The sequence below is a fragment of the Pseudomonas sp. LBUM1648 genome, from assembly GCF_059716145.1.
Window position 1 is genome coordinate 3,521,665 of the sequence record NZ_CP166808.1, and the last position, 17,008, is coordinate 3,538,672.

Consider the following 17,008-nt stretch of genomic DNA (forward strand, 5'->3'; position numbering starts at 1 on the left):
AAACGGAATCAGTGATCGTTCGGACATCGCCAGGGATTAATCATGTTCAATCGCCCCGTTGAGGTATCAAAAAAGTCTTTGCGTGGGCTGCTGTTTAATCTACTCGGCGAGAAAAAGCAGTGGCGTCAGCCCGTTGCGGCCGTAACTGCCGGGGATCGCACGCCCTCCATTAATTACCGCGCTGATGTTGATGGACTTCGCGCAATCGCTGTTCTGCTCGTACTGATTTTTCACGGCGGACTGGCGCTTTTCCCCTCCGGTTTTATTGGCGTCGATATCTTCTTCGTGATTTCGGGGTATTTGACGACCTCGATCATCCTGAAGTCGCTGAACAACGGCACATTCACTTTTTCCGGGTTTTACACGCGTCGGATCTGGCGATTGCAACCTGCCGTCATCGCGTTGCTGGTAGCGACACTGATCGTCACAACGCTGCTGTACCTGCCCGATGACTATGTCGACTTTCTGAAAAGCGAAAAGTACACATCGTTAATCATCTCCAACCAGTACTTTTCCAAAGTGACAACGGGTTATGCCACGCCCGATGCGGCAAGCCTGCCGCTGTTGCACACCTGGTCGCTGGCTATCGAATGGCAGTGGTATTTGGTTCTGCCACTGGGGATGTGGTTGATCAACCGTTATGTGGCGAAAAAAGCCTTCAAAGCGGTGGTCTTCGCTTTGACCGTGGCGGCAATGGCACTCGCGTTGTATCTGTCTTACGCGCACCCCGAAAAGAACTATTACTTCTTCACCGCGCGAATCTTTGAATTGATGATCGGCTCCTGTGCCGTGATCTTCAGCACGGACAGGTTCAGACTCAATCGCCTCAGCGCGTCCCTGCTCTGTGCGCTCTCACTTGCCACTATTATCTACTGCGCTACCCGGGTAGATATCGTGTCGGGTTTTCCGGACTACTACGCCATTGCCGTGTGTCTCGCCACCGCAGCGCTGCTCTTTCAGGGCATAGGCGACGCCAGCATCACGTCAAAATTGCTGGCGTTCAAACCTCTCGTGTTTATTGGCACGCTCTCTTACTCCCTGTACCTGTGGCACTGGCCGATTCTGGCGGTGATGACTTACTTGGGCATCGCCCTCACGCCGATGATGACGGTCGTCTACTTCGTCTCCACCTTCGTGGTTGCCTGGCTGTCCTTTTTGCTGATTGAAAACAGATATCGAAAAGCCCGGGCTGGTTTTACCAAAACCCTGGTAGTGCTGATGATTTTGCCCGCCATCTGCCTGTCGATCCTCCACTCAGCCAGCGATAGACACGAGGGTTGGCCGAACCGCTTCAACGAAGGCTACACCAACCTGTTCAACGGTTTGAAAGCGGCTGTTCCGGTGAGCCGTGAGGGTTGCCTGGGTGTCAGCGATGGTGCCGATCCCGGCTGCTTGATTGGCAGCGCGCAGACAGCGCCGCAAGTACTACTGATGGGGGATTCGTTTTCAAATCACTACTGGGGCTTTGTTGAAACATTGGCGACGGATGCCAATCTTTCAGTTCTTGTTCAAGGTTACCCGGCATGTCTGGCGCTGCCCGGAATCTATTTGTACAACTGGAACAAATACAAGAACGCGCTTTATCAAAAGTGCCACGATGCCGCCCAGCGCTACTACGCCATGATCGCGAAGAAGCATTTTCAGTATGTGATTGTTGGCCAGTTCTGGGAGGCCTATCTCACCGATGCCATCGTCACCAAACTGGATGACCCGCGCAGTTATGAACTGTCGCAACAGCGCCTGGGCGTGGCGATCCGCGAAGCCCTGGATATCATCGTCAAATCGGGAGCTACCCCAGTCTTTTTGGAGAACACCCTGCCAATGCCGCCGGGTATCAACGAGTGTCTGTTAAAACAGGTCAAGTTGCGGGGTTTGATGGGGAGTACCGAGCAAAGCCGTCTCTGCGCTACGGTGCCATGGGCAGGCGATAAAGACCCCGTGCTGGAAAAACTCTTCAATGACCTGACGGCCGAATATCCGACGTTGATTGTGATCGATCCGAAAAGCACGCAGTGCAAAGACGGCACTTGCGTGACGATGGTCGACGGTTTGCCGGTCTACCGTGACATCGGCCACGTGACTGACTACGCCTCTTACCGGTTCGGGGAGATGTACCTCAAGCGCTATGGCAATCCGCTGAAGGCCAGGCCGTAAAAACTGACTACGCTTGTGTGTGTGTGGCAAATAATGAGCATCTGGCCAATATTCAGCACAAAAACCACGTATCCTTCGCGCCCCGTTTGATCACCCACTCGCGAGGACAGTTTGTCTAAAGGTATCGCTCTATCGGTTTCAGCCTCGGTGCTGTTTGCCGTCATGTATTACTACACCTCGCTGCTCACCCCGTTGAGCGGCGTGGAAATCTTTGGCTGGCGGATGCTGCTGACCGTGCCGTGCATGACCGTATTCATGCTGGTGTCCGGGGAATGGCGGCGGGTGCTGGAGTTGGTTCGCCTGATGGCGGCAAAGCCGAAATTGATCGGCGGACTGATTGTTTCGGCCGGCCTGCTCGGCGTGCAGTTATGGCTGTTCATGTGGGCGCCGCTCAACGGTTACAGCCTCGATGTGTCGCTGGGCTACTTCCTGCTGCCGCTGGCCATGGTGCTGACCGGGCGGATTGCCTATGGCGAGAGCCTGTCGTACCTGCAAAAGGTCGCGGTGTTCTTCGCGAGTCTGGGTGTGCTGAACGAGTTGTATCAGGTCGGTGGATTTTCCTGGGCGACGCTGGTGGTCGTGGTCGGCTATCCGTTGTACTTCGTGCTGCGCAAATACCTGAAAACCGACAACCTCGGCGGCTTGTGGGTTGATATGACCCTGATGCTGCCGGTGGCCTATTGGTTTGTTCAGGGCGGCGAGCAAGGCCTGGCCGTGTTCGACCAGTATCCGGCGTTGATGTGGCTGATTCCGCTGCTCGGCCTGATCAGTGCTTCGGCGCTGGTGGTTTACATTATTGCCAGCCGGTTACTGCCATTCAGTCTGTTTGGTTTGTTGAGTTACGTTGAGCCGGTGCTGTTGCTCGGTGTGGCGTTGTTGCTGGGTGAAAGCATCAAGTCCGGTGAATGGTTGACGTACATTCCGATCTGGTTGGCCGTCGTTGTGCTGGTTTTTGAAGGTTTCAAGCACTTGATGCGGCAACGCAGACCTTAAATCCAACACAAAAAAATCCCGGCCCTGCATCACTGCAGGCCGGGATTTTTCATTTCAGTAGCCGGTTACTCGGTCGCGAGTACACCACGACGCACCTGGTCACGCTCGATCGATTCGAACAGCGCCTTGAAGTTGCCCTCGCCGAAACCATCGTCGCCTTTACGCTGAATGAATTCGAAGAACACTGGCCCCATCAGGGTTTCCGAGAAGATCTGCAGCAGCAGACGCTTGTCGCCCTGCTCCGACGAGCCATCGAGCAGAATGCCGCGCGCTTGCAGTTGATCAACCGGTTCGCCGTGGTTCGGCAGGCGGCCTTCGAGCATTTCGTAATAGGTTTCCGGCGGCGCGGTCATGAAGCGCATGCCGATTTTTTTCAGGTGATCCCAGGTCTTGATCAGGTCGTCGGAGAGGAATGCGACGTGCTGGATGCCCTCGCCATTGAACTGCATCAGGAACTCTTCGATCTGCCCGGCGCCCTTCGAGGACTCTTCGTTCAGCGGGATGCGGATCATGCCGTCCGGCGCAGTCATCGCTTTCGACGTCAGGCCGGTGTATTCGCCCTTGATGTCGAAGTAACGAATTTCGCGGAAATTGAACAGCTTCTCGTAGAAGTTCGCCCAGTAAGCCATGCGACCGCGGTACACGTTGTGGGTCAGGTGATCGATGATCTTCAGGCCGGCACCGACCGGGTTGCGGTCAACGCCTTCGATGAAGACGAAGTCGATGTCATAGATAGAACTGCCTTCGCCGAAACGGTCGATCAGGTACAGCGGCGCACCGCCAATGCCTTTGATCGCGGGCAGGTTCAGTTCCATGGGACCGGTTTCGATGTGGATCGGCTGGGCGCCGAGTTCCAGTGCGCGGTTGTAGGCTTTTTGCGAATCCTTGACCCGGAACGCCATGCCACATACCGACGGGCCGTGCTCGGCTGCGAAGTACGAAGCAACGCTGTTCGGTTCGTTGTTGAGGATCAGGTTGATCGTGCCCTGACGATACAGGTGCACGTTCTTGGAGCGGTGGGTCGCGACTTTGGTGAAGCCCATGATCTCGAAGATCGGCTCAAGGGTGCCAGGAACAGGCGATGCGAGCTCGATGAATTCAAAGCCCATCAGGCCCATTGGGTTTTCGTATAAATCTGCCATGGTGGCGCCTCATCATTTCTTATCAATTAACCAGGGTTATTTGTCAGTAATGCTGAGACCGGTGGGTGGCGCGCAGGAGATGCCACGCACACTGCGGGCGAGGAAGTCACCGTAGATCAGTTGAAACCCGAATATCTTCATTGTCGACCCAAGGCTCTTGCGGGCGAGGCTTCTGCTGCCAGAAGACGATTATTATTGTATGCGTAACCCGATTCTACACAGCGTAAATAGGGTTGTCTGCCCTCTCTATAAAATCCGCTTTTTTGGCGCTGGTGCAAGGAGATTGTTGCTAACGTATATTGCCCTGCATTCCGCACATCCCCGGCAGATGGCCAGCGCGGCTACTTATAGAGTTGGCCTTACGCATAGCTGACGATGAGCGGCGCAAGCGTGAACGGCCATCTATCATCCCTTCTAACTGAGCAGTTTCTCAGTGATGCGCCGTTGCCCGGCCTGCATTCAAGATCCCACTTTCATGCGACAGGATGCGCTCATGCCTTTAACTATCAGAACCCGCCGCAAGCGCATGACCCGCATCGTCGTCACACTGTTCAGTGGCTTGCTCCCGGTTTTACTGGGCAGCTTAATTCTTTATATGCAGGCGGAACGAACGCTGCAGCAAAGTTCACAACAGACCGCCGAGGAGGCGTTGCGTCAGTTTGAGTTGATGCTCGACAACACCGCCCAAGCCGCTCAGGAACTGCTGCCACTGGCCGGCCAACGCTGCGAAGACGTCAAATTGGCCCTGCGCGAGCAAGTCACCCGCCGCCCTTTCGTACGCTCCACCAATCTGGTGTGGGAAGACAACCTCTATTGCAGCTCGTTGTTCGGAGACTATAAGGAAGCCGTCAATGCCGGCGACTACAACGATGGCAAGTTGTGGTTGATGAACGGCAACCCGGTGACGCCCAATACGGCATTGCTGGTGTATCGACTCAGTGAAGGTCGCGGCGGTGCATTGACGACACTGGATGGCTATCACTTGAGCAACATGCTGCGCCTGATCGGCCGGCAGACGCTGCTGTTGCTGCAAGTGGGCGACAACTGGTTGTCCGCCGATGGCAAAGTCCATCAAGGTGCCCTGCCCGCTTTCCCGGTAGCGCAAAGCATGCTGGACTCTTCCCGCTATGCATTCAACGTGTCTGCCGGGTTTCCCAGCGGTGAAACCTGGCGTTATATGGCCCACGAATACCCGCCGCTGTTCAGCCTGCTGATTTTTTTTGGTGTGGTCTCCGGCGCAATCGGGCACGTCTTGCAAAAGCGCTCCACTTCGCCGAGCCATGAAATGCTCCGTGCCCTGGAAGCCGGCGAGTTCATTCCGTACTTCCAGCCCGTGGTTCATGGCGATAGCAAGAAATGGTCGGGCGCCGAAGTCCTGATGCGCTGGAATCACCCCAAGGAAGGCCTGGTGCGTCCGGATCTGTTTATCCCGTTCGCCGAGCATTCGGGCCTGATCGTGCCGATGACCCGCGCCTTGATGCAGCAGACCGCAGCATTGCTCGGGCCACAGTCATCGACCTTCGCCACACCGTTTCACATCGGCATAAACATCACGGCAAGCCATTGTCAGGATCTGGTACTGGTGAAGGATTGCCGCGAGTTTCTCGCCGCCTTCGTTCCCGACAGCATCCACTTGGTGCTGGAGCTCACCGAGCGCGAGCTGATCGAGCCCACCGACACGACACGACAACTGTTCGAACAGTTGCGCGCGCTGGGCGTGATGATCGCCATCGACGACTTCGGCACCGGTCATTCGAGTCTTGGTTACTTGCGCAAATTCAATGTGGACTTCCTCAAGATCGACCAGAGCTTCGTTGCCATGATCGGCATCGATGCGCTCTCACGGCACATACTGGACTCCATCATCGAACTCTCGGCCAAGCTTGATCTGGGCATTGTTGCCGAAGGTGTCGAAACTCAGGCGCAAGCCGACTATCTGACCGCGCACAAGGTCAACTTTCTACAGGGCTATCTGTACGGCAAACCCATGCCGGCGGCAGACTTCATTAGTGCATTAAGTCACCATTAACTAAATTGACTTAAGCGTGACACGCCGACAAGGCGCACCAAATTGATACAAAAAGTCCACTGCTGTTACATGAAGACAACATCAGGATTTACTCCTGAGGGATTAACAACTACAATTTTTCTTGCCTGCGCAAAGATTGGCAGGTGAGCCAATTATCACCGAGTCGCTACAGGGCTCTTGGCTTATAGCTTTGTTTGCGGTTGGTATCAGCCAAATACACTATTGGAGTAAAGATATTGTCCAGACTCGCTGAATTTCGTGCAGCTGAAAAGGCCCTTCAGGAACAGCTCAAGCAGTTGGAATCGCTGAAGAACGATGCCGGGCTCAAGAAAGAAATCGAATTCGAAGAAAAGCTCCAGGGGCTGATGAAAACCTACGGCAAAGGCCTGAAAGACATCATCGCCATTCTCGACCCGAATCCGGCTAAATCCGGCCTGCAAACCGCTGCAGCAACTAAAACCCGCCGCGCTCGCGTGGTCAAGGTCTATCATAACCCGCATACCGGTGAACTGATTGAGACCAAGGGCGGCAACCACCGAGGCCTGAAAGCCTGGAAGGAACAATACGGTGCAGGCACCGTTGACTCCTGGTTGCGCGGTTAATCTGACGCCAACAAAAAGCCCTGCATACGCAGGGCTTTTTTTATTGACAATATCTAACAAATGAAATGAATTTCATCGTTAAAGTTGCGACTTTTCTGTAACGTTTCCGAGCCGGCGAGCTAAACATTTTGCTGCTCGATGTTGCGCCCTGGAGCAACGTTAAACTTTATGCTTAATCCCTTCGGGTATCTAATCCTGTCTTGAATAGAGCAGGCGTCTAAAGTTTTAGGCTGTTTTTCACTGCTGCTATTTCGTCTGAACTCGCCTTATAGACCTCAGCCTGACCGGCATACGAAAGGACATAAGCCTTATCCGCTTCGATGGCTGCGACGAGCGTTTGCGATAACACATGCCGACCGTTTTCAGTCACCGTACAAGTCGTCTCCAGAGCAGACAAAGAACCGAGCGTCGCAGGATGCACCTTGTTGCAGACACTTTGATAACCCCCCTGAAAAAAGTCCTTTTGTATCGACTTGCGCATTTCCAGCAACACGCCCTGCAAATTGACCTGGTGACCCGGCTCCACCTGAGTCATGGTCAATTCCATCACCATCACTTGATTGCCATCGGCATCATTCTTCACCGCCCGCTGCCGGAAAACCTGCGGCGCCGTATCAGCCAGCGCTTCGACCTCCCAACCTGCGGGCCAAGTGATGCCTGGCGGGTCGGCAAACACGGCCGGCGCGACAAACGCCAGGCCAAAGAAAACAAACAGGGTTTTGAACAGTCGGATCATTGCCGGCAACACTCGCAGATTGAACCACAAAGTCTGAGGCCCACCCGCACACAGAGCAAGCCCGCGCTTTGGGTTTGGCGATGCCGGCAGGCATGCGTATCATTGCGCCCATTCACTCGCCCCATTGTTACGGAGGGCCTATGAGCCTGCACGAACTGAACACTTTCCCTGGCGTCACTGCCACCCCGGACAGCGCAACCCACAACTTCGTTTTCAACCACACCATGCTGCGTGTGAAGAACATCACCCAGTCGCTGGACTTCTACACACGCGTGCTGGGTTTCTCGCTGGTCGAGAAACGCGACTTCCCGGAAGCCGAGTTCAGCCTGTACTTCCTGGCCCTGGTCGACAAAGCGCAGATCCCTGCCGACGCCGCCGCCCGCACCGAGTGGATGAAGTCGATCCCGGGCATTCTGGAATTGACCCACAACCACGGCACCGAAAACGATGCTGAGTTTGCCTATCACAACGGCAACACCGACCCGCGTGGTTTCGGCCACATCTGCATCTCGGTGCCGGATATCGTCGCCGCTTGCGCGCGTTTTGAAGAACTGGGCTGTGATTTCCAGAAACGCCTCACCGATGGCCGCATGAAGAGTCTGGCGTTTATCAAGGACCCGGATGGCTATTGGGTTGAGATCATCCAGCCAGCACCGATGTAAAAAGATCGCAGCCTGAGGCAGGCTGCGATCTTTTGTTACACCCACACAAAACCCCATGATCACTCATGGGGTTTTGTGCTTTAAGGCTTGGCGTTTACGCCGGAGCCGAAGTACGGATCAAGTGATCGAACGCGCTCAGCGAAGCCTTGGCGCCCTCGCCCACCGCGATCACGATCTGCTTGTACGGCACAGTGGTCACGTCACCGGCAGCGAAGATGCCCGGGATCGACGTTTCACCACGGTTATCGACAATGATCTCGCCGCGTGGCGACAGCTCGATAGTGCCTTTGAGCCAATCAGTGTTCGGCAGCAGACCGATCTGCACAAAAATCCCTTCCAGTTCGACGTTGCGCAGTTCGTCAGTCTTGCGATCTTTGTAACGCAGGCCGTTGACCTTTTCACCATTGCCGGTGACTTCGGTGGTTTGCGCGCTGGTGATCACAGTGACGTTCGGCAGGCTGTGCAACTTGCGCTGCAACACGGCATCAGCACGCAGCTGTACATCAAACTCAAGCAAGGTTACGTGAGACACGATACCGGCCAGGTCAATCGCCGCTTCAACGCCGGAGTTACCACCGCCAATCACCGCGACACGCTTGCCTTTGAATAGCGGACCGTCGCAGTGCGGGCAGTACGCCACACCTTTGTTGCGGTACTCCTGCTCGCCCGGGACGTTCATTTCACGCCACCGCGCACCGGTCGCCAGAATCACGCTCTTGGCTTTGAGGGTCGCGCCGCTGGCGAAGCGGACTTCGTGCAGCTCGCCGTTTTTGCCCGGGATCAGTTTGTCGGCGCGCTGCAGGTTCATGATGTCGACGTCGTACTGTTTGACGTGTTCTTCCAGTGCAGTGGCCAGTTTCGGGCCTTCGGTTTCCTGCACGGAAATGAAATTCTCGATGGCCATGGTATCCAGCACCTGACCGCCGAAACGCTCAGCCGCAACGCCGGTACGAATGCCTTTGCGTGCAGCGTAAATAGCTGCCGAAGCACCGGCCGGGCCACCGCCGACCACCAGCACGTCGAAGGCTTCTTTGGCGCTGATTTTCTCGGCCTGACGCTCGATGGCGCCAGTGTCGAGTTTGGCGAGGATTTCTTCCAGACCCATACGGCCCTGGCCGAAGTTCTCACCATTCAAGTAGATGCTTGGTACGGCCATGATCTTGCGATCGTTGACTTCGTCCTGGAACAGCGCGCCGTCAATGGCGACGTGGCGGATGTTCGGGTTGAGTACGGCCATCAGATTCAGTGCCTGGACGACGTCCGGGCAGTTCTGGCAGGACAGCGAGAAGTAAGTCTCGAAGCTGAACCCACCTTTGAGCGAGCGGATCTGCTCGATCACTTCAACACTGGCTTTCGATGGGTGGCCGCCGACTTGCAGCAGGGCCAGCACCAGCGAAGTGAATTCGTGGCCCATCGGGATGCCGGCGAAGCGCAGACTGATGTCGGCGCCCGGGCGATTGATCGAGAACGATGGCTTGCGCGCATCATCACCGCTGTCGATCAGGGTAATTTGGCTCGAAAGACTGGCAACGTCTTTCAGCAGTTCCAGCATTTCACGGGATTTCGCACCGTCGTCGAGAGAAGCAACGATCTCGATCGGCTGGGTGACCCGTTCCAGGTACGATTTCAACTGGGCTTTAAGATTGGCGTCCAACATACGGGCGATTTCCTTTATTTGAGGCGAAAAAAAGCCCGAGCGAATCTCGCCCGGGCTTTTCTATTGGGCGGTGCAGCTTACTTAAGTAGGTGCGGAGTTCCGCCCTGAGTTGCGTGTCACAGACTTAGATCTTGCCGACCAGGTCCAGGGACGGAGCCAGAGTGGCCTCGCCTTCTTTCCACTTGGCTGGGCAAACTTCGCCAGGGTGAGCGGCAACATACTGAGCAGCCTTGATTTTGCGCAGCAGCTCGGAAGCGTCACGGCCAACGCCGCCATCGTTCAGTTCAACGATTTTGATCTGGCCTTCAGGGTTGATCACGAAGGTGCCACGGTCAGCCAAGCCAGCTTCTTCGATCAGTACGTCGAAATTGCGGGAGATGGCGTGGGTCGGGTCGCCGATCATGGTGTATTCGATTTTGCCGATGGCTGGCGAAGTGTTGTGCCAGGCAGCGTGAGCGAAGTGGGTGTCGGTGGAAACGCTGTAGATCTCTACGCCCAGCTTCTGGAAGGCAGCGTAGTTGTCAGCCAGGTCTTCCAGTTCGGTTGGGCAAACGAAGGTGAAGTCAGCTGGGTAGAAGAACACCACCGACCACTTGCCTTTCAGGTCAGCGTCCGAGACTTGAACGAAGTCGCCGTTTTTGAACGCGGTAGCTTTGAACGGTTTTACTTGGCTGTTGATGATAGGCATTGATGACTCTCCGTCAGGGGTTATGAAGTTGATGGGGTGAATCCTACCCACTCACTCGACGGATGGCTCATTGGCAAACCTGATGCTGCTGATTTGTTTTCGCTATTAGCAGACTGTATTAATAGAAGAAAACGATATCTACGACGAAGCCGGTTTATCCGTAATCCGAGCCATCTCTTGAAAGGGGCTGGCTTCAACATAGCGCATGGCTGACTGCATATCCTTCCAGCCTACGTAACTCATCAGTGATTTGAGATCCCAGCCGCTTTGATGCGCCCACGTTGCGAAGCCGCGGCGCAACGAGTGGCTGGTGTAACGTTCGGCGGCAATCCCGGCACGCTCCAGAGCCTGGCGCAATAACGGAATGATGCTGTTGGCATGCAAGCCCTCCTCGCTCAAATTGCCCCAGCGATCGATACCGCGGAACACCGGACCGCGCACGAGCGCCACTTCGGTGATCCAGTCGATGTAAGCCTGCACCGGGCACAGCTTCAACAGCGCCGGGGTCTGGTAGGTCTGGCCAAGGTTTTCCCGGTCGCCTTTGCTGCGCGGCAGATACAACGTAATGCCACGCCCTGCGTGCGCTTGCACATGCTCAATCTGCAAGCGGCACAACTCATCACTGCGGAAGCCGCGCCAGAAGCCCAGAAGAATCAGCGCCCGGTCGCGATAAGCCTTGAGCAATAACGGACGATCCTGTTGTTCTCTGGCGGTTTGAATCTCTTGTTCCAGCCTATCGACAACCCGCTCCAGATCCTGCAATTGCAAAGGCTCGGCCTGTTTTTCCTGCGCCGGATGCAGCGCCCGAATGCCTTTGAACACCTTGCGCACCATCGGCGCCTTTGTCGGATCGGCAAACCCCTGACTGTTGTGCCATTGCGCCAGCGCAGATAAACGCAACTTCAACGTGTTGATCGACAGCACGCCCGCATGCGCCACCAGATAACGCGCAACACTTTCTGCTGTGGCCGGCAAGAAACCACCCCAGGTGATTTCGAAATGCTCGATGGCCGCGCGATAACTGCGGCGGGTGTTGTCACGGGTAGCGGCTTGCAGATAGCGATCGAGGTCGCTCATGGGCTGTTTTCTCACTGGCGTACTGATTCAAGGATGCAGAAACGCATTTTGCCGTCTGACACTGGGTAATACCAGTATATCCCGCCTCTTTAATTTCAAAGATTTACCTTTATTCCTCAGATGGTACACTGCGTACTTTAGTGGCATGTACCACAGTACGTAACCGTAGGAGTTCACATGGCCCGTGGCGGCATTACCAAAGCACTGGTTCAGATCGCGCGCACAGCGATCCTGGCCCGCGGCGAACACCCGAGCATCGATGCAGTACGCATTGAAATGGGCAATACCGGCTCGAAAACCACGATCCATCGTTATTTGAAAGAGCTGGATGACGGCGCCCCGCTCGTCGAAGCGTCGGCAGAGCCGATCGATGATGAGCTGACCGCACTGGTTTCACGCCTTGCACAGCGACTGAAAGAACAGGCACAAGAGCCTATCGAGCAGGCTCGCGAGCAGTTTGAAGAACAGCGAGAGACACTCGAATCCGAACTGAAACAGCTGCGCCAGACACTGGAACAACTGGAGCAACAGCACGAGATCCAACGCGCCGCACTGGAACGTGAATCCGAAGCGCTGAGCAACACCCGCTCAATGCTGCAGACCGAACAAACCCGCAACGCCGGCCTGAATCAGGCATTGGCCGATTTTGAGTTGCGCTTGCAGGACAAAGACGAGCAGATTCGCTCACTGGAAGAAAAGCATCTGCATGCACGCGACGCGCTGGAGCATTACCGCAACGCCACCAAAGAACAGCGCGAACAGGAACAGAGTCGCCACGAAGGGCAAGTGCAGCAGTTGCAGGCAGAACTGCGCCAGGCGCAACAGAGTGCGCTGGTACGTCAGGACGAGATCACTCAACTGCACCGTGACAACGAACGCCTGCTTACCGAAAACCGCGGCACCCAGCGCGAACTGAGCCTGATGCAGGATCAGCTCAAGCACAGCAACCAGCGCCAGGATCAACTGCTGGAGCAAGCGACCCGCGTCGACAGCGAGCGCACCCTCCTCCAGGAACGCTTGCGCGTGGCATCACTGGAAACCCAGACGCTCAAGCAGAACGTCGAAGAGCAAACGCAGCTTAATCAGTCACTCGAGAAGGCATTGAGCAAAGCTCGGGCGAGCCTGGAAGAGAGCCAGCGTCTGGCGGCTACCGTTGCGGCAGCGCCAGACTCGGCCAAACCGAAGGACGCTTAAGCGCCGACCGGCGTACGCATGGTGACAAACTCTTCGGCGGCGGTCGGGTGCACCCCGATCGTGTCGTCGAAGTCGCGCTTGGTCGCGCCAGCTTTCAACGCGATCGCCAGGCCTTGGACGATTTCGCCCGCGTCCGGGCCGACCATGTGACAACCGAGCACTTTGTCGGTCTTGCCGTCGACCACCAGCTTCATCAGCGTTTTCTCCTGACATTCGGTCAGGGTCAGCTTCATAGGCCGGAAGCGGCTCTCGAAGATCACCACATCGTGACCTGCATCGCGCGCCTCTTCCTCGGTCAAGCCGACAGTGCCAATGTTCGGCAGACTGAACACCGCCGTCGGGATCATCTTGTAATCAACCGGACGGTATTGCTCCGGCTTGAACAGACGCCGCGCTACCGCCATACCTTCAGCCAACGCCACCGGCGTCAACTGCACACGACCGATCACATCGCCCAACGCCAGAATCGATGGCTCGCTGGTCTGATACTGCTCGTCGACCTTGATGAAGCCTTTGTCATCGAGCTGCACGTCAGTGTTTTCCAGCCCCAGGTTGTCCAGCATCGGACGGCGACCTGTGGCGTAGAAGATGCAATCCGCCTCCAGCACGCGGCCATCCTTGAGCGTGGCTTTCAGGCTGCCGTCGGCTTGCTTGTCGATGCGTGCAATGTCGGCGTTGAATTGCAGATCCATGCCACGCTTGGTCAGCTCTTCCTGCAAATGCTTGCGTACCGAACCGTCGAAACCGCGCAGGAACAGATCGCCGCGGTACAGCAATGTGGTGTTCGCGCCGAGACCATGGAAAATCCCCGCGAATTCGACCGCGATGTAACCACCGCCCACAACCAATACACGCTTGGGCAACTCTTTAAGGAAGAACGCCTGATTGGAGCTGATCGCGTGCTCATGCCCCGGAATCTCCGGAATCTGCGGCCAGCCACCGGTAGCAATCAGAATATTTTTGGCGGTGAAGCGCTCGCCATTCACCTCAACCTCATGCGGGCCGACGATTTTGGCGTGCGCCTCGTGCAGGGTCACGCCACTGTTAACCAGCAGATTGCGATAGATGCCGTTAAGGCGATTGATCTCGCGATCCTTGTTGGCGATCAACGTCGACCAATCAAAATCCGCCTCACCCAGGCTCCAGCCGAAGCCTGCTGCTTGCTCAAAGTCCTCGGCGAAATGCGCGCCGTACACCAACAGTTTTTTCGGCACGCAGCCAACGTTGACGCAGGTCCCGCCCAGATAACGGCTCTCAGCCACCCCCACCTTCGCGCCGAAACCGGCAGCAAACCGCGCAGCGCGCACACCGCCGGAACCGGCACCAATCACATAAAGGTCAAAATCGTAGGCCATTTCTATCTCCTCGGCAGGGGATCAGCATACCTGTAGACATCCATTGGGCAAGCACTGCTATCCATATAAGGACGGAAAATGAAAAAGCCACCCGAAGGTGGCTTTTTCGTACAGACGGATCAAGCGCTATCAGTAAGCCTTGCCAGTCTTGTAGAAGTTTTCGAAGCAGAAGTTGGTCGCGTCGATGTAGCCTTCAGCGCCACCGCAGTCGAAACGTTTGCCCTTGAACTTGTAGGCCATTACGCAGCCGTTCTGGGCTTGTTTCATCAGAGCGTCGGTGATCTGGATTTCGCCGCCCTTGCCTGGCTCGGTCTGTTCGATCAGGTCGAAGATGTCCGGGGTCAGGATGTAACGACCGATGATTGCCAGGTTCGACGGAGCATCTTCCGGCTTTGGCTTCTCGACCATGCTGTGAACGCGGTAGATGTCGTCGCGGATCATCTCGCCGGAGATAACGCCGTACTTGTTGGTTTCCTGCGGATCGACTTCCTGGATGGCCACAATCGAGCAGCGGAACTGCTTGTACAGCTTGACCATCTGGGTCAGTACGCCGTCGCCTTCGAGGTTGACGCACAGGTCGTCCGCCAGCACCACGGCGAACGGTTCGTCACCGATCAGCGGGCGACCGGTCAGGATCGCGTGGCCCAGACCTTTCATTTCGGTCTGACGGGTGTAGGAGAACGAGCACTCGTCCAGCAGTTTGCGGATGCCAACCAGGTATTTCTCCTTGTCGGTGCCCTTGATCTGGTTTTCCAGCTCGTAGCTGATGTCGAAGTGGTCTTCCAGAGCGCGCTTGCCACGACCGGTAACGATCGAGATTTCAGTCAGGCCAGCGTCCAGAGCTTCTTCAACGCCGTACTGGATCAGTGGCTTGTTTACCACCGGCAGCATTTCTTTGGGCATGGCTTTAGTCGCTGGCAGGAAGCGAGTACCGTAACCGGCTGCTGGGAACAAGCATTTCTTGATCATATAAGTCCTTGAAAGGGCTGTGTGTACGAGTTTCGGCGCAGTCTAATCAGGCGGCGTGCACCTTACAATGCCCCGCACTGGCTAACCGATGCCAACATAGAGAAATATTCTCGCTGATAGTTCCATCGGCATATTTGCGCAACCAGATCAGCGTAGCTCAAAGATGCCGGCAAGCAGAACCACCATACGCTCATCGCCCCCCAATGCGAGCATTTGCCGGTATCATGGCGACTTTGAACCAGCGAACGAGACAGATAGATGGCCGCGGTAAAAATCATCAACGGGTATGTGATCGACAAGAAAGACGGCAAGTGGACTCTGACTACTACCAATGGCGAACATGTCGCCGGGCCTTTCGACAGCGAACAGCTGGCGACTGATGTAGCGTCGGTATTCACCGATACCCCAGCGTCGGCGAAGCGTCGCGGCAAAGATAAAGATCAGGATTGATCTCCAGCGGCGCAAGCAGAGCCCTGCCATCGTGCAGGGCTTTTTTGTGTCTGGCCAAACAACAGTCGCAAACAAGTGGCCAATCGCTATAACCTTTTCACACCGGCGCTGTCAGAGCGTCTAGTCCCCCCCTCGCTGAAGACGACAACTATGAACATGAAAGTATTTTTGCCACTGATTGCGGTACTGGTAATGAGCGGCTGTGCCACTTCAGAGCCTACCACCCTGAACAACGGCGAACAGGGCCTCACCATCGACTGCTCCGGTGAAGCCAACTCTTGGGCCACCTGCTATGAGAAGGCAGACGCCTCTTGCGCAGGCACCGGCTATCGCATCATCGGCACCGACGGTACGCCAGCGCCTAAGGAAAGCGACAAGACACTGGGCGTCGATGTCGGCAACTACAAGAACCGCAGCGTGGTGGTGGTCTGCAAATAGACGCTACATGTGAATTTCAGCGAATTTGATTCCGAGCCCGCGTACGACTTCGATCAGATCGTCGAGTCGACTGAATGACTCGACTTCGTCGTTCTCGTCCACCAGGAAGTAGCTGCGGCCGGCGCTTTTCTTGAAAAATACGATCCACTCGCCCGAGTTCGCCGGGTTCTGGATTACATGGGTGGCAGAGATAAGGCCCTCTACATGGCGCTCCCGCACTTGCTCTCGCTTCATCGCGACTCCATAAATGAAAATGCCGTCACAGCATGACTGTGACGGCATCGATGCTGATGACCCACAGTCTATCAGCCGGAAATACACGCATTGGCAGCGTTACGCACATCGTGCGGGCGAACAGGCACATTGGACATGCGCTCATGCAGCTTGATGCTGCTGCCGCCGGAGCGATCTTCGATATCGAATACGGCGGCCGGGCCTGAGGACAGTTTGCCCGGAACAATAACGCGAACCCCATCCTTGTGCGGTTGCACCTGCAGCGCGCCGCGGCTGTCAGCCAGTTTTTCGGTCAGGCACTGCGCGTACTCCTGGGGTTTCTTTCCGGAGATCACGCTCACAGTCGGCAGCGTTTCATTGATTTCGGAAACGCTCGCACAACCACCCACAGCCAAAACCAACGGCAGACACACCACACCCCACTTCATACAAAACCTCCGTTAAAGACCGTCCGACAGCAAAAATGCCGTTTTTCTCCGGGGCCTTCTGCATTTAACCCGCATCCAATCGCGAATATCTGTTCAAAATTGTCAAAGCAACGCCCGACGGCCCGATAATAACCCGTGCGGGCTGATAAACTGCGCGCAATTACAAGCTATCGTTTTGATTTAGTAGAAAAAGCCCTTCT

Annotated in this window: 17 protein-coding genes; 8 read left to right on the forward strand and 9 right to left on the reverse strand. The window is 55.9% G+C overall.

Features of this window, described 5'->3' with window-relative positions:
• The first annotated feature begins 42 nt into the window (after positions 1–42).
• Positions 43–2,154: an acyltransferase family protein gene (locus ACA043_RS15995; protein WP_497657382.1), complete on the forward strand. Its 2,112-nt coding sequence runs from the start codon at positions 43–45 to the stop codon at positions 2,152–2,154.
• A 111-nt stretch (positions 2,155–2,265) separates the two neighbouring features.
• Positions 2,266–3,147 (forward strand): EamA family transporter RarD, encoded by an 882-nt coding sequence (gene rarD / locus ACA043_RS16000; protein ID WP_401263908.1) that lies wholly within the window; start codon positions 2,266–2,268, stop codon positions 3,145–3,147.
• A 65-nt stretch (positions 3,148–3,212) separates the two neighbouring features.
• On the opposite strand, the gene hppD is transcribed toward rarD, so the two are convergent.
• Positions 3,213–4,289, reverse strand: a complete 1,077-nt coding sequence (gene hppD, locus ACA043_RS16005; RefSeq protein WP_497657383.1) for a 4-hydroxyphenylpyruvate dioxygenase — start codon at positions 4,287–4,289, stop codon at positions 3,213–3,215.
• A 493-nt stretch (positions 4,290–4,782) separates the two neighbouring features.
• Here hppD and ACA043_RS16010 point away from each other — a divergent pair, with 493 nt between their 5' ends.
• Positions 4,783–6,318 (forward strand): EAL domain-containing protein, encoded by a 1,536-nt coding sequence (locus tag ACA043_RS16010; protein ID WP_497657384.1) that lies wholly within the window; start codon positions 4,783–4,785, stop codon positions 6,316–6,318.
• A 236-nt stretch (positions 6,319–6,554) separates the two neighbouring features.
• The gene (locus ACA043_RS16015) at positions 6,555–6,920 is read left to right on the forward strand and encodes a histone-like nucleoid-structuring protein, MvaT/MvaU family (protein ID WP_497657385.1); all 366 of its coding nucleotides are present in this window, start codon (positions 6,555–6,557) and stop codon (positions 6,918–6,920) included.
• Positions 6,921–7,137: 217 nt separating this feature from the next.
• Here the strand turns inward: ACA043_RS16015 and ACA043_RS16020 are convergent, their stop codons facing one another.
• Positions 7,138–7,656, reverse strand: a complete 519-nt coding sequence (locus tag ACA043_RS16020; RefSeq protein ID WP_497657386.1) for a DUF4946 domain-containing protein — start codon at positions 7,654–7,656, stop codon at positions 7,138–7,140.
• A 140-nt stretch (positions 7,657–7,796) separates the two neighbouring features.
• On the opposite strand from ACA043_RS16020, the gene gloA reads away from it, so the two are divergent.
• On the forward strand, positions 7,797–8,318 hold the full coding sequence (gene gloA / locus ACA043_RS16025; protein WP_497614148.1) for a lactoylglutathione lyase: 522 nt from the start codon (positions 7,797–7,799) through the stop codon (positions 8,316–8,318).
• A 94-nt stretch (positions 8,319–8,412) separates the two neighbouring features.
• Here gloA and ahpF read toward each other — a convergent pair whose 3' ends face one another.
• The 3 genes from ahpF to ACA043_RS16040 all read right to left on the reverse strand — a co-directional run bounded on the left by ahpF (position 8,413) and on the right by ACA043_RS16040 (position 11,740).
• On the reverse strand, positions 8,413–9,975 hold the full coding sequence (ahpF, locus tag ACA043_RS16030; protein WP_497657387.1) for an alkyl hydroperoxide reductase subunit F: 1,563 nt from the start codon (positions 9,973–9,975) through the stop codon (positions 8,413–8,415).
• A gap of 124 nt (positions 9,976–10,099) precedes the next feature.
• Positions 10,100–10,663: an alkyl hydroperoxide reductase subunit C gene (gene ahpC / locus ACA043_RS16035; RefSeq protein ID WP_034154256.1), complete on the reverse strand. Its 564-nt coding sequence runs from the start codon at positions 10,661–10,663 to the stop codon at positions 10,100–10,102.
• A 138-nt stretch (positions 10,664–10,801) separates the two neighbouring features.
• Complete coding sequence (locus ACA043_RS16040; RefSeq protein WP_497657388.1) at positions 10,802–11,740, reverse strand: site-specific integrase; 939 nt, start codon at positions 11,738–11,740, stop codon at positions 10,802–10,804.
• Positions 11,741–11,917: 177 nt separating this feature from the next.
• Between ACA043_RS16040 and ACA043_RS16045 the strand changes: the two genes are divergently transcribed.
• Complete coding sequence (locus ACA043_RS16045; RefSeq protein ID WP_497657389.1) at positions 11,918–12,934, forward strand: DNA-binding protein; 1,017 nt, start codon at positions 11,918–11,920, stop codon at positions 12,932–12,934.
• Here the strand turns inward: ACA043_RS16045 and gorA are convergent.
• Both gorA and galU read right to left on the reverse strand, forming a co-directional pair.
• Positions 12,931–14,289 carry a glutathione-disulfide reductase gene (gene gorA / locus ACA043_RS16050; protein ID WP_497657390.1) on the reverse strand — a complete coding sequence of 453 codons (1,359 nt, stop codon included), beginning with the start codon at positions 14,287–14,289 and terminating at the stop codon, positions 12,931–12,933. The two genes, ACA043_RS16045 and gorA, sit on opposite strands and share 4 nt — an antisense overlap.
• Positions 14,290–14,418: 129 nt before the next feature.
• Positions 14,419–15,258 (reverse strand): UTP--glucose-1-phosphate uridylyltransferase GalU, encoded by an 840-nt coding sequence (gene galU / locus ACA043_RS16055; protein ID WP_105345983.1) that lies wholly within the window; start codon positions 15,256–15,258, stop codon positions 14,419–14,421.
• 258 nt (positions 15,259–15,516) lie between these two features.
• Here galU and ACA043_RS16060 point away from each other — a divergent pair, with 258 nt between their 5' ends.
• Both ACA043_RS16060 and ACA043_RS16065 read left to right on the forward strand, forming a co-directional pair.
• The gene (locus ACA043_RS16060) at positions 15,517–15,708 is read left to right on the forward strand and encodes a hypothetical protein (RefSeq protein ID WP_401263892.1); all 192 of its coding nucleotides are present in this window, start codon (positions 15,517–15,519) and stop codon (positions 15,706–15,708) included.
• Between the two features lie 156 nt (positions 15,709–15,864).
• Positions 15,865–16,146, forward strand: coding sequence for a hypothetical protein (locus ACA043_RS16065; RefSeq protein ID WP_187679952.1), 282 nt, complete (start codon positions 15,865–15,867; stop codon positions 16,144–16,146).
• A 3-nt stretch (positions 16,147–16,149) separates the two neighbouring features.
• Here ACA043_RS16065 and ACA043_RS16070 read toward each other — a convergent pair whose 3' ends face one another.
• Both ACA043_RS16070 and ACA043_RS16075 read right to left on the reverse strand, forming a co-directional pair.
• Positions 16,150–16,380, reverse strand: coding sequence for a hypothetical protein (locus ACA043_RS16070; protein WP_489879516.1), 231 nt, complete (start codon positions 16,378–16,380; stop codon positions 16,150–16,152).
• Positions 16,381–16,451: 71 nt separating this feature from the next.
• Positions 16,452–16,808 carry a hypothetical protein gene (locus ACA043_RS16075; RefSeq protein WP_187679914.1) on the reverse strand — a complete coding sequence of 119 codons (357 nt, stop codon included), beginning with the start codon at positions 16,806–16,808 and terminating at the stop codon, positions 16,452–16,454.
• Between the last annotated feature and the right edge of the window lie 200 nt (positions 16,809–17,008).